This is a genomic window from Acidiplasma cupricumulans (assembly GCF_001402935.1).
GTDB lineage: Archaea > Thermoplasmatota > Thermoplasmata > Thermoplasmatales > Thermoplasmataceae > Acidiplasma > Acidiplasma aeolicum.
The window spans coordinates 15,779-27,969 of sequence record NZ_LKBH01000181.1 but is presented as its reverse complement, the minus strand read 5'-3'; the positions used below and the strand labels follow the sequence as shown (position 1 = coordinate 27,969).

The 12,191-nt window shown below is 42.6% G+C and carries 17 protein-coding genes and 1 tRNA gene; 17 read left to right on the top strand and 1 reads right to left on the bottom strand.

The window, feature by feature from the left end; all coding sequences use genetic code 11:
- The first annotated feature begins 97 nt into the window (after nucleotides 1-97).
- The 13 genes from AOG55_RS05125 (at nucleotide 98) to AOG55_RS05070 (ending at nucleotide 8,546) form a co-directional block, all read left to right on the top strand.
- Nucleotides 98-511, top strand: coding sequence for an Lrp/AsnC family transcriptional regulator (locus AOG55_RS05125; protein WP_048101920.1), 414 nt, complete (start codon nucleotides 98-100; stop codon nucleotides 509-511).
- Nucleotides 512-542: 31 nt separating this feature from the next.
- Nucleotides 543-1,499 (top strand): replication factor C small subunit, encoded by a 957-nt coding sequence (locus tag AOG55_RS05120; RefSeq protein WP_048101919.1) that lies wholly within the window; start codon nucleotides 543-545, stop codon nucleotides 1,497-1,499.
- Between the two features lie 46 nt (nucleotides 1,500-1,545).
- A tRNA-Ala gene (locus AOG55_RS05115) sits at nucleotides 1,546-1,617 on the top strand.
- Nucleotides 1,618-1,666: 49 nt separating this feature from the next.
- Nucleotides 1,667-2,956, top strand: a complete 1,290-nt coding sequence (locus tag AOG55_RS05110) for a site-specific integrase (RefSeq protein ID WP_055041002.1) — start codon at nucleotides 1,667-1,669, stop codon at nucleotides 2,954-2,956.
- Nucleotides 2,957-3,147: 191 nt separating this feature from the next.
- On the top strand, nucleotides 3,148-3,789 hold the full coding sequence (locus AOG55_RS05105) for a hypothetical protein (RefSeq protein WP_010917744.1): 642 nt from the start codon (nucleotides 3,148-3,150) through the stop codon (nucleotides 3,787-3,789).
- Nucleotides 3,790-3,834: 45 nt separating this feature from the next.
- Nucleotides 3,835-4,362: a hypothetical protein gene (locus tag AOG55_RS05100; protein ID WP_055041001.1), complete on the top strand. Its 528-nt coding sequence runs from the start codon at nucleotides 3,835-3,837 to the stop codon at nucleotides 4,360-4,362.
- A gap of 9 nt (nucleotides 4,363-4,371) precedes the next feature.
- Nucleotides 4,372-4,626, top strand: coding sequence for a hypothetical protein (locus AOG55_RS05095; RefSeq protein WP_055041000.1), 255 nt, complete (start codon nucleotides 4,372-4,374; stop codon nucleotides 4,624-4,626).
- A gap of 196 nt (nucleotides 4,627-4,822) precedes the next feature.
- Nucleotides 4,823-5,035 carry a hypothetical protein gene (locus tag AOG55_RS09335; protein WP_156318766.1) on the top strand — a complete coding sequence of 71 codons (213 nt, stop codon included), beginning with the start codon at nucleotides 4,823-4,825 and terminating at the stop codon, nucleotides 5,033-5,035.
- Between the two features lie 86 nt (nucleotides 5,036-5,121).
- The gene (locus AOG55_RS05090) at nucleotides 5,122-5,769 is read left to right on the top strand and encodes a hypothetical protein (protein ID WP_156318765.1); all 648 of its coding nucleotides are present in this window, start codon (nucleotides 5,122-5,124) and stop codon (nucleotides 5,767-5,769) included.
- A gap of 50 nt (nucleotides 5,770-5,819) precedes the next feature.
- Nucleotides 5,820-5,999: a hypothetical protein gene (locus AOG55_RS05085; protein ID WP_021792146.1), complete on the top strand. Its 180-nt coding sequence runs from the start codon at nucleotides 5,820-5,822 to the stop codon at nucleotides 5,997-5,999.
- Nucleotides 5,977-6,351, top strand: a complete 375-nt coding sequence (locus AOG55_RS05080) for a hypothetical protein (RefSeq protein WP_055040998.1) — start codon at nucleotides 5,977-5,979, stop codon at nucleotides 6,349-6,351. The genes AOG55_RS05085 and AOG55_RS05080 overlap by 23 nt, the downstream gene beginning before the upstream one ends.
- A gap of 2 nt (nucleotides 6,352-6,353) precedes the next feature.
- Entirely contained in the window at nucleotides 6,354-6,758 is a 405-nt protein-coding gene (locus AOG55_RS05075) for a hypothetical protein (RefSeq protein ID WP_055040997.1), read from the top strand.
- Between the two features lie 6 nt (nucleotides 6,759-6,764).
- Nucleotides 6,765-8,546, top strand: a complete 1,782-nt coding sequence (locus AOG55_RS05070; protein ID WP_055040996.1) for a hypothetical protein — start codon at nucleotides 6,765-6,767, stop codon at nucleotides 8,544-8,546.
- On the opposite strand, the gene AOG55_RS05065 is transcribed toward AOG55_RS05070, so the two are convergent.
- Complete coding sequence (locus AOG55_RS05065) at nucleotides 8,539-8,718, bottom strand: hypothetical protein (RefSeq protein WP_156318764.1); 180 nt, start codon at nucleotides 8,716-8,718, stop codon at nucleotides 8,539-8,541. The genes AOG55_RS05070 and AOG55_RS05065 overlap by 8 nt on opposite strands.
- A 148-nt stretch (nucleotides 8,719-8,866) precedes the next feature.
- On the opposite strand from AOG55_RS05065, the gene AOG55_RS05060 reads away from it, so the two are divergent.
- From AOG55_RS05060 to AOG55_RS05040, 4 genes are all read left to right on the top strand, one after another.
- Nucleotides 8,867-9,622: a ParA family protein gene (locus AOG55_RS05060; RefSeq protein ID WP_055040994.1), complete on the top strand. Its 756-nt coding sequence runs from the start codon at nucleotides 8,867-8,869 to the stop codon at nucleotides 9,620-9,622.
- Nucleotides 9,619-9,897, top strand: a complete 279-nt coding sequence (locus tag AOG55_RS05055) for a hypothetical protein (protein WP_055040993.1) — start codon at nucleotides 9,619-9,621, stop codon at nucleotides 9,895-9,897. The genes AOG55_RS05060 and AOG55_RS05055 overlap by 4 nt, the downstream gene beginning before the upstream one ends.
- A gap of 342 nt (nucleotides 9,898-10,239) precedes the next feature.
- On the top strand, nucleotides 10,240-10,845 hold the full coding sequence (locus AOG55_RS05045) for a recombinase family protein (RefSeq protein WP_055040991.1): 606 nt from the start codon (nucleotides 10,240-10,242) through the stop codon (nucleotides 10,843-10,845).
- A gap of 254 nt (nucleotides 10,846-11,099) precedes the next feature.
- Nucleotides 11,100-12,185, top strand: coding sequence for a Cdc6/Cdc18 family protein (locus tag AOG55_RS05040; RefSeq protein ID WP_055040990.1), 1,086 nt, complete (start codon nucleotides 11,100-11,102; stop codon nucleotides 12,183-12,185).
- Nucleotides 12,186-12,191: the final 6 nt, after the last annotated feature.

Sequence of the window (12,191 nt, the reverse complement as noted above, 5' to 3'; positions counted from 1 at the left end):
TTTGTGCAGAAAAAATACACAATATAACAATATTTATATACAAAAAATGCAAAATATTTAAAAAAATTTTTATTCTAAAAAGATATAAACCTAATGAATGGATGAACTTGATATTAAAATTGTAAAGGCTATTTCAGAAAATTCGAAGCTTTCCATACGCGACCTGGCAAAGCTCTGTGGGGTTAGTCCCGGAACAATACATAACAGGCTTATGGAAATGGAGAAAAGTAAGGGAATAATATCATATACTGCCAGAATAAATTATAGAAAATTTAACATGGAGGACGCAATAATAGGCTTTGATATAACTCCAGAAACCTACATTAAAACTGTTGAGGAAATTAAAAAACTAAATTTCGTTGTTCAGCTGTACACAACAACGGGTGATCATGGTGCCATAGCGTATATAATATGTAATGAAAATGAAACATCACAGTGTGTCAGGGCTCTGGAAAAAATACAGGGCGTAAGGAATGTTTATCCATCGCTGATACAGAATATTTTAAAGTGAATATTTATATAAAGTATGTAATTATTAAACTATGCTAGATATATGGACAGAGAAATACAGGCCATCAAAATTATCCGCTGTTATTGGAGAATCAGAAAATATTAACCGATTAGAATCCTTTGTTAAAGATAAAAATATACCGCATCTAATTTTTGCAGGTCCTCCCGGAACAGGGAAGACATCAACTGCAATAGCGCTAGCCAGGGAACTTTTTGGTGACTCATGGCGCGATAATTTTTTAGAATTAAATGCATCAAATGAAAGAGGTATTGATATAATCCGTGAAAACATTAAAAATTTTGCAAAAATTAAGCCATCAAATGATCTTGGATTTAAAATCATTTTTCTTGACGAGGCCGATCATTTAACTCCAGATGCACAGGCAGCGTTGAGAAGAACCATGGAAATGTATTATAATACAACAAGATTCATATTTTCATGCAATTATTCATCAAAAATAATACCACCGATACAGTCCAGGTGCGTTGTTCTTAGATTTTCACCTATAAACAAAAATGAGATGGTATCCAGATTGAAGGCAATATCAAAAAAGGAAAATTTTGAGATAGATGATGAATCTCTTGATGCAATCTATGAAATTTCAGAGGGTGATATGAGAAAGGCAATAAACATACTCCAGGCCATAAAAACAACCGGGAAAATATCACCTGCAACAATTTATCAGATAGCAGGGGAAATAAACAAAAATGAATATAAAAAATTAATTTTAATGGCTCTTGAGGGAAATTTTGACGAGGCCAGATCCATGCTTGATAAAATGCTTGTGGATTATGGTTTATCAGGTATAGACATTATAAAGGGAATGCATTCATCAATTAGAAATGAGCAGATTGCATACAGGCAAAAACTACAGATAATTATGGCACTTGCCGAGACAGAATTTAGAATAGTTGAGGGCGGTACAGACAACATTCAAATGGATGCACTTTTGGCCAAGTTATCATATATAGGCAGTGAAATAAATTAATCTAAAAAAGCGAATTCTTATAATATTATTTTTAATTAAGAGTCAAGGGCCGGTAGATCAGCGGTAGATCGCTTGCTTCGCAAGCAAGAGGGCTCGGGTTCAAATCCCGACCGGTCCATTTAATCTATTAATCGAATACCTTTTATGCCACTATTCAATATGTTCTCATGACCATGCAGCCAAAGTATAGAGAACTGCTTCTGGACGAGGATGTACGAAGATGGTTTGAGAACCTCAAAGCGAAATCCGTCTTAACGGCAACGGTAGCCCTGAGGAATTTGGGGCATTACTGCGAGCTCACTGAAACAACGCCAGATGAAATCCTGAATAAAGCCAGAGCCAACGAGAAGGATTTCAGGTACGAATTCACGGATTTTGTAAGAAGAATGGAGAAGGAGGGCAAGGCAGGATCATACATCGCGAGATTCAAGAAGGTCATACTATCATGGCTGAAGTTTAACGATATCCGTTTGCAGTTAACCGTTAACATATCCGGGGAAAACGAAACACCCACAATCGTTAATGAGAGAGTTCCGAGCAAGGAGGAGCTTGCACGAATTCTCAGGAAAGCAACCTCAAGAGGCAGGGTAGCCATTGCAATCATGGCATTCTCCGGTCTCAGACCAGAATCCCTTGGAGACTATGAGGGAACAGATGGTCTCAGGTTGGGTGATCTAAAGGAGCTGAAGCTCTCCGATGAAATCCAGTTTGACAAAATACCAGCAACGGTGATGGTTAAGAGCAAGCTGAGCAAGGCAAGACACCAGTATTTCAGCTTCATTGGAGAGGAAGGATCGACCTACATCAGGGAATACCTTGAGGAGAGAAGGAAGAATGGAGAACACCTCACCTATGAATCTCCATTATTGCAGTTCGACGTCAGAGGCGTCAAGAAGAATGCATTCTTGAGGACAACGCTTGTAACGAGGGACATAAGGGAAGCCATAGAGCAGGCGGGATTGAAAATGAGACCGTACGTTTTGAGAGCTTATTTCTCAACAGCTCTGGACATTGCAGAATCCAAGGGACTTATATCGCATCCCTGGAGGCAGTTCATCATGGGCCACAAAGGCGACATTGAGGCCAGGTATTCAACAAACAAGCGACTGCCGCCGGATATCATCGATGAAATGAGGGAATCCTACAACAAATCCACAAAGTTCCTTGAAACAAGGATAAGCGATGTATCAGAGGAGAATGCAAGGCTGTATTTGCAGCAGCAGCTTCTTTCTGCCGTGGGATACAGGCAGGATGAAATCGACAAGATGAATCTTGCAGAGACAAGCACAGAGGATTTCCAGAAGCTCCTGAGGGACAAGGTAGCAGGTGCAATGACAAGCAACGGTTCAAAGCAGAAGCTCGTACCAATGAACGAGATCGAGAAGCTTCTGGGTGAAGGATACGAGTTTCAGGCTGTTCTGCCAAACGGCAAGGCTATAATGAAAATGCCGTTTTAGTCCGACTATATAGGTTTCGATAAATGAAAGTACATAGAGTTATAGGCTCTCGTTCGCATTATGCATGAAAGTAATAAACATAACTCCTTTAGCTAAAGTGACAAAAGCAGAAACATGCGATTATTTCTATGCTCTTATGCCGCAATATATAATATGAAAACATTTTTATAAGATGATTTTATTCATAAATTATGAGCTGCAGTAATTGTTTTGATGCAAAAGGCAGGAAAATTACCAAAATAAGCGTGCCACATACTGAGACCTACAAGGTAGGAGCAACAAACGTAACCGAGGGAGTTACGGTCGTGCAATTTAAAGAGGGCCCTGGAGCAATCCTTAACTGGAAGTATATTATCGAGGGAGAAACTTCATCAAATGCCTCGATTACATACGTAATACAGCATAGCGGGAAAACAATAACCAATAAATTCAAGACAAAGTACATTGACACAATCAATGGGAAGAAAATTGTCCATGTTGAGGGAAGCGGACTGAACTCAAATGACAGGGTTACAACTACTAACAAAGATGTCGCTCTCTCGAATGTAAAATCAGACCCAAATGCCATTGAGTGTCTTATCTGCCATGCTCTTGGAACGGTGCTCTGCACACTTCTCGCAGATGGTGTTTCTGAGGACTTGGCTTGCGAAGAGGCATCGGGTATTGTATGTCTGGAATTCATAGAAGACCCTATTGTTTATGTTGTCTGTTTTGGAGTCGTGGCATCGATCTGCGATGTTGTCCTTCAAACAGTAATAGATATTGGCGTTCACGTAGCGTGTGAACTTGGTGCAGACTATATATGTGAGAAAGCAATTGGATGTTCTCTATAAGAACTTAAATAACTATTATTTCATATAATTTAAGGTGAAATCTCGATGAGATATAGGCTGGCATACGTGAGTATTGGTATCGCAATAATGATCGTCGATCTCGTGGTCTCTCTAAAGTATCCAAAGATACTAATATACAGTTATCTTGGTTCTTTTCTTGGATTCTTTGTACCTTTTGGGATAGGTCTTTCACTTCTTTTATATGGTGCTTTCAGGGCTCGAGATTATGGGGTAAATCCGGTTATTGGAATACTCGGCTCAGGGGGCTCCACAAGAGTGGTGAGACAAAATAGGATACAGGGTACCAGAATGTGGAAAACTGATCACGATATTCTCTCTGATCTGCCAGGTGCGGTAAAATCCCCTGACGGAAAGACCATAGAATACAGTAATCTGTTCATCAGGAAGCCTTACGGAACGACAAAACATACAAGAAAACTTAACGAAGCTGCGAATAAGTATATCGCCGGAGAATTAGACGAGGAAGGCTTTTACAACTATATTGGAAAGCATGGATCAAAGGAGGAACAAATGCTTGACTTCATTAAGAAATTCAAGAATGATTATAAATGAGATGATGCGATGGTAAAATTTCATGCTATAAATAGAACAATTACCGTAGGAACGATACTTTTTATTGTATCCCTTGTAGTTTTGGCAATCGGGGCAGTCTTTCACTCCAACGGAACTGTTCTTGCTTATGCATTTCTCTACGGAGGACTGGCATTCCTGATTTCATTGGTAGTTCTCGCTATAGGCCTTATCCTAGGAGCAAAAAGTGGTAAACTCCAAAAGAGAACAGGTGAAATATTTGGAAAATCGGGGAAAAAACAGTAGGGCGAACTGGATGCAATCAAACTTACCTCGATACATCATACTCATTTTCGTTATAGCCGTTTTTATTTATGACCAAGTTGCTTACTACTATTTTCCAATAAATGAATTTGCTTACTATGCAGTGATACCCACGATGATAATTCTCATCACTGCATATTTTGTGTACAAGAAAATCTATAGGAGGTAGTAAAACGAGATGCTGAACAGATATGCATATCACATCATTTTGGTTATCATCATATCGATAGTTACCCTCATAATCAATGTATTATCGTTCTTATTTAAGAGCGTTTCAAATTACCTGTATCTCTTTGACCTTGCTTATGTAATAGGCAACAGTGCTCATTTTGTCGCACTGTCCATTTCATCAAGTGGCATTAACATTGAAGATGAAAAGAAATCGACTTGATTTTGGTTTGACTGACCACAATCGAATCTTTGTACATTTCTCAGCGTGAAAACTATAATGAAAATGCCGTTTTAGCGGATGATAAATTGGAGATACCGAAAGAGCTTCCTAAGAACGAGATATGGGCTAACTATTTTGTAGAAGGATTCCGGAGCATATTCTACTACACTCTACCCGACATCTGGGATGCCAGGGTGATCGGAATCCTCAATATTTTCAACCTCCTTGGAATTACGCCAATACAAGCCAAGCTGATTGATAAACTTCAGGAAGAATTTGGAAAGGACAGAAAGTTTTACTGGAACCACATCAATAGTCTCGCGAAGAAGTGGAAAATGATCAATGCTGAGTATGACATCCACAAGAACAAGAAAGTGTATTTTGTCAACAGGGAGTTCATTCTGCATGACGATCCCCTTACAAAGGAGAAGATATCCGAGCTATTCTCAATGTGGGTTAAGGTAGCCAACTTTTACTATGGCACCGATGAAAGCAGAAGACTGAAAACTGTGTTTTTTTGTGGAAGATGCAAGTTCAAGAATACGCTAAAAGATATGAACAAGGCAGAGTTTTTGTTTTTTGCAAGAAATTTCATGGAAACTTCTGAATACTACTGCCTGAACTGTGGAACCTACTACGGTTTCTTCAGAAAAAAGCTTGATGCCAGCGAATACAAAGACTGGAAAGGCTTTCCTTTTGCCTACGGGAAGAGAAGAAAAGATGCTCTTCCCTAGTATTTAATCCTATCTTTTGAGGATAAAGCCACTCTTCTCAATACACGTATATGGAAGATGCCAGAAGAGTCAGTGTTGCAAAACTGAAGGCAAACTTCGCAAAGAAATTCCCGGATCATCCGCTGACCAGGATACTGCTTTCAGAGCCGGACACCCTTGCCAAAGAAGAGTTCCTGGCAAAGGCGCAGACATGGCTTGCTTTCTTCCATGGAGGAAAAGAAAATGAATAAAGTGAGAAGAGTGGTTGTGAACGGCAGTGAGCCTGAATATTTTGAAGGCTCCCAGCCTGAAATAGTAAGATATGAGATTGCGAATCCGCAGAAGAAAGGCACTCTTGAGAGATTGCAGGAGACCATAATCGAGAACACGGTCAACCAGTATGAGCTTGAGGATCGGAAACAGATCGCAGCCATAAGGGAGTTCATGGAACGAAATCCTGACATAAGCTACGTGGAATACGAATCGAATCCCGTCATGAGGATGGATCTCGTAATCACAAGAAGAGGTCTGATATTCAAGCGTGAGGAGGCCTCAATATCTGCAACTCTAACGCCAAACAGGAGATTCCGAGCGCAGAGGTAATCATGGACGAAGAAGCAGCAACCTTCGGATTCCTGATCACCGCCGTCATAGTATTCGTAACAGGGATGATATGGCAGGGCCTCTGGTCATTCCTGTTGGCAATGACAATGTCAGGAAACATGTTTTACGAGACTATAGGAATAGCAGGCTTCATCCTGGGATTCATAGGAGCCCTTGTCCTGCTGTACTGTGCTCTTATTCTTTTCGTCTACATCGTCATTCTAGCAGCAATATTCGGCATTCCCGCTTACCTGATCTACCTTGTTCTGGGCCTGGAATACTCCATAATTCTTGCAGTGGCCATAGGTATCATAGCCCTCGTATACTTGATAGAAGCACGCACGGTAGAAGTTCAGCACTATACAATAACGCTCAATCCTCACAGACGATACATAATAAAAAGGTAGCCGGATATGAATAAATATCTGGAAGACCAGAATAGGGTTATGAGAGAATATGGCTTCTCTGAGCTCATAAATGCAAGAAGGGTACTTTCCAAACCACTCATAGAGCTGCCACTCAGGAACCAGGAGAGAATGTTCTACGACCTGTCAAGGAGACTGAAGCGCTTTGCCGGCCACACGACCATAGCATACACCATTATTCCAGATATAGAAAGAGGAAAGTTCAAGCGAGATGAATGCTCAGCGAGAGCTGCAAATCTCAGGGATTACATTGAGCACAAGGGAAACAGGAACGTATCAATTACGGGCGTTTCCGGACAGGGAAAGAGCTACCTCACCATGCACCTGCTCTCTAAATTCGAGGACAGGCAAAGGATCATATTCTCATTCAAGCCCGATGATCACGAGGTGCATCTAGGAATACCAGTCATTGATGCAAAAGAGTGTTTGCCAAATCCATTCAGGGACATAAACGCCTTCTCCGAGGCCTATATGACGGCATTCTTCGGCGAGAAAGTAAGCTCCGGAATACAATTACAGCAAACTCCTGCCTTTTTGCAGGAGATAGCGTCGCAGAGCTCAGACTGGAAAGGCTTCATGAAAACAATCAGCGAGAAGAGAAAATCGGCTTCAAAGAACCAGATCGAAACGCTGAACGCCATAGAGCAGAACGTCAAATCCTTAGTCATAGAGGACATGGGGAATGTCGAGCTTGCAAACGAGAGCACCGTGTTCGATTTCTCAACGTTGCCAACAAAGCAGGCTCAGAACTTTTACGCCGAGCTAATGCTGAGGCAGATATACAGGGAAATGGAAGAGCGCAAAAGAAAGGGCGTTCTCATATGCATTGACGAGGCCCACAGGCTGACGAAATCATACCACACCATCCTTGATGTTATGTCCCGCGAAATCCGCGATAAGGGAATGCTGTGGATAATAACGCAGAATCTTATCGACATACTGCCGGAGATGAGGGCAAACTTCGGCACAAAGTTCACTTTTAAGCTCGGCGATGCGGACTTGCAGATACTGTCCTACAACCAGCTTGTAAGATTTTCTGTCTCGATGCTGCAACCAAGGCAGTTCACGGACATAGAATTTCCTGAGAGCCAGGCATTCGCTCCCGTGCTGACATACGTTTCCGACGGCAGTGAGTACAGGGAGTCGCCAAGGATCGTTGCAGCGGTAAAGGAAGCAAGGATGGAAGAGGGAGCCGGAGGGAGAGGGAAGGACATAGACTACAAGGAGGAGATTATGCAGATTCTCAGCGAGAGGATGTCCTATGCAACCGAAATGGGAAAGGAAATATCAGCGAAATACGGAATCAGCAAGGACCAGGCAAAGCTCGGAATAAAGACCATTCTTGAAGAGCTGAAGAACAACAATGAGGTGGGAAGGGTAAAGTATCTCAGGGAAGGAAAGCCGATCGTTATGTACTACTCGAAAAGTCCGAACTTGTCCAACTTGCATACGGGAATGCAGAGTCAGGCCGTTGACATCCTGAATGAGCTTGGTGTACACATAAACAGAGTGTCGACAACAGGAGAAAGGGGCGCATTCGACATAGAGACCGATTTCTTCATGGTGGAAATCGAGACTGGTCTGAAACACAGCATGGAAGACTTGAAGGAAAGAATAGCAGGCACGAATCTCAGAGTTATAATAATTGTTCCCAACAGTGAGCTTATTGACAAATATAAGGGACTTGGAGAGAGAGTTCTGGTAATGACAATCGATTCCATGAGGGAAATGTTAACGGAACCAGAAAAAACTAAGACGCAGATTAAGTAAAAAGGTTATTAACCCAAGCCGAAACAATGTTTTCATACATAGCAAAGAGAATCACTAAAAGAACGATCAGGAAAACCATTATCGAATATTTTACCTTCTTATCTTCGTGTCCCTCCCGGTCCAAATATAAATAAGTTACAACTGCACCTATCGCAGCTGCAACAAGTGCCAAGAACACGCTGACTAATAATGACATGCTATTTATTCAACGGCAAAACCTAAAATCTTTGTCCCACACGCTCTATTCTTAGTTAACCGCTAACCGTTAATTCCAGCGGGTTAACCATAAACTTATAACTCTTTGCTTCCAAGTTCAATCAATGATCATCTCAATCGCCAACCAGAAAGGAGGTTGCGGGAAAACCACAACCGCAGTAAACCTTGGCTCAGTACTGGCAAGAAAACACAAGGTGCTGCTTATTGACATCGACCCGCAGGGCAATCTCACAACCTCGTTTGGCGTGAATAAAGGTGAACTGAATCGAACGATGTACGATGTGATGCTTGATGGAGGCCTTGAGAAAGCCATACTCAGGAAAGACAGCATTGACATTGTTCCAAGCATAATAGACCTGGCAGGTGCAGAAGTGCAATTATCGGGCAGGATGGGCAGGGAATACATCCTTGCCAACGAACTCAGGAAGCTGTCAAGGCGATACGATTTCATCATTATCGACACGCCACCAAGCCTTGGAGTATTCACCATAAACGCACTGGTGGCGTCAGATTACGTTCTAATACCAGTACAGGCAGAGTTCTTTGCGCTTGAAGGTCTTACACAGCTCCTCAGCGTTGTGGACCTCGTGAACACGAGGCTCGGTCGAACACTGAAAATACTGGGAATGGTCGTAACCATGTTCAATTCAAGAACGAAATCATCGAATGAGGTGCTTGAGGATGTCAGGAAGCATTACTCGAAGCACCTGTTCAGGACCATAATACCGAGAAATGTGACTGTGACGGATTCAACAATGACCGGAGAGCCAGTAGTAACATACAGGAAGGATGCTTCTGCATCAAAGTCCTATGTTGAATTTGCAAAAGAGGTCGAAAACAGGTTAAGGGTGAAACGATGAGCGAAAAGAAACGAAGAGGTTTGGATGACCTTATATCTCAGAAGCCAGCCAAGGTCTTAGAGAGAAATGCTGAGCAAACGGAACATCGGTACACGAAAACCGTCGGATTCAAGGTCACCAACAGGCAATACGACACTTACAGGCTGTATTCCAAGTATTACGGACCTGATGAGCTCATAGAGAAGTGGAGAAGCGATCTGGAGAAGATAGCTCAGGAGAAAGGACAGGAATTGGAAAACGTTGAAACGGAAATCAGGAAACGGTTGAACAAGTAACGGTTAACCGACGCAGGTTAACGAGAGAAAGGGTTAAATTCAAGAATTTACTACTATTTCAGATATGAATAGCAATCAAAAAGCAGTGGCGCACGTTATTGCAGTTCCACTCCAGTTCGCTATACACACCAAAGTTGACTCATCACTAAAACAAAACGGTGTAGGGCCTGTTGGAAGAGGTATTGCCCAGGCTATTCTGTTTGGCATTGGACTTTGGGCACACGGCGCTATTGAAGACTCATAATTTGAGCGAACGGCTGATGTCACTAAACTTGTAATTTTAGTATCGCCACTAAACACTGGGTTTTAATAACATATGCGTCCCTAAATTCTATGATTTAAATGACACTCGCTTTCGCCTATGTCAGGGCAAGCACCCAGGAAGAGGTGAAACAGGGCTCAAACGAGAGGCAGAAGGAGGCAATCAGGCAGTATACAGGCCAGAAAGGCTACGAATTGGAGATATTTGAAGACAAGGCGAAGTCAGGCAAGAATACGCTCAGACCGGAATTCGAGAGGATGCTCAAATCGCTTGACAGGAGGCCCCAGATTGTTATTGTTTCCAAGATCGACAGGTTTGCCCGATCCTTATCCGATCTGCTGAAAACCCTTGAATACCTTGACCAGAATGGCGTAGGATTCGTCAGCGTCAATGACCCGGGCATAGATACCACAACACCCAATGGACGGCTCCTCTTGCAAATTCTGGGTGCATTCGCAGAATTTGAGAGGAATATGATCAATTCCAGAACGAAGGCAGGCAGGGAACAGGCACAGAGCAAGGGCGTCAGGTTTGGAAGGCCTTCCCTGAAGACCAGAAACGGCACCTTCATAGACCGAAGAAAAGTAATGGAACTAAAGCAAAAGGGATTGTCCGCAAGAGCCATAGCGAAGTCCCTTGAATGCTCCACCACTCCGATACTGAGGATTCTGAGGGAAAACCACTGAAAGAGAGAGAGTCGCCGAACGCGTCAGCGGTTTTCTTATATATATTATATAACTGATACAATGAACATAACATACCAGAAAAATGGAATTTTGTTATTTTTTGAACAGCATTATCTTATTCGGAAGCTTCACTCGTTTTCTCACACTCTCTCTCCAAAATGTGAAATTACCATTTTACAACACTGTGATATCCGGCTCGTTCGGAAGTCTTAAGAATTTTGCGTGTCCAATGAAATAGTCGCAAGGGTAATCCAATGTCCATGAAAGATCCCATATCGTTTGTGGAGGAGAAGGTGAAGGAGAGAGCCAAAGAGACGAGCAACATAAAGAGTGCAATAATCTTCGACATGGACTTCAAGCCGCCAAGAATCCTCATAAGAAGCGAACTGAACAAGGTAACAAACGACCTTGCGGACTACGTAAACCTGAACCTTCCAAGGCACATAATCATCTATGGTTCCAAGGGCTCCGGTAAGACCCTGAGTGCGCTGACAATAGCATCGGCGTTCAGGGAGAGCAAATCCATACCTTACTTCTACGTGAACGCAAGAGAAAACCCCACATCCATAAAGATTTACCGCAAGCTGACGAGAATTGACAGCAGAGGTCACGACATCGATGAGGTGAAGAGCAGGTTTGACTCCATGCTTTCCGGGAAATCTATCGTTATCCTTGACGAGGTCGATTTTCTCCAGGACTATGACATATTGTATCACTTGACCAGACACACCAGGGCCAATCTTATCCTCTTGACGCAGAAGGTATACTGGTACAAGGACATGAACGATGAAAGCGTCAAGAGCTCATTGCAGCCTGATCACATCGTATTCCATGAATACAGTTCGGACGAGATCAGGGAGATACTGAAAATGAGGGCCGACGAGGGCCTTAACAAATACGACAAGGAGTCTCTTGGTTTATTGTCTGCGATGCTTGTGAGGGACTACAGGAGCGACGCAAGGATAGGCATCAAGGCGCTGGAAATCATCGGCAGGCTGAACGAGTGGGACGATGATTCAGTAAGAACTGCCCTAAAGCAGGCCTATGTGGAAGTGGAGGGCGAAACACTCAAGAACCTTGGAGACCGTGATCTGCTGATACTGGCAGCCCTGATCAAGAACCAGGATACGAACAGGGCATATTCTGAGGTATCAGCGTCAGGCAACATGCTCCTCAGAGGTGTGAGCAAGTCCACGTTCTTCCAGAGTGTGAACTACCTGCAGAATCTTGGTCTCATCACGCTCATCAAGAAGAAGATAGGCAGATATTATACAATGGAGTCACAAATATTATTATCCGATGCGTCTATTGTATCTGGAGAGCTGAAAAAGAGAACGTAACAATGG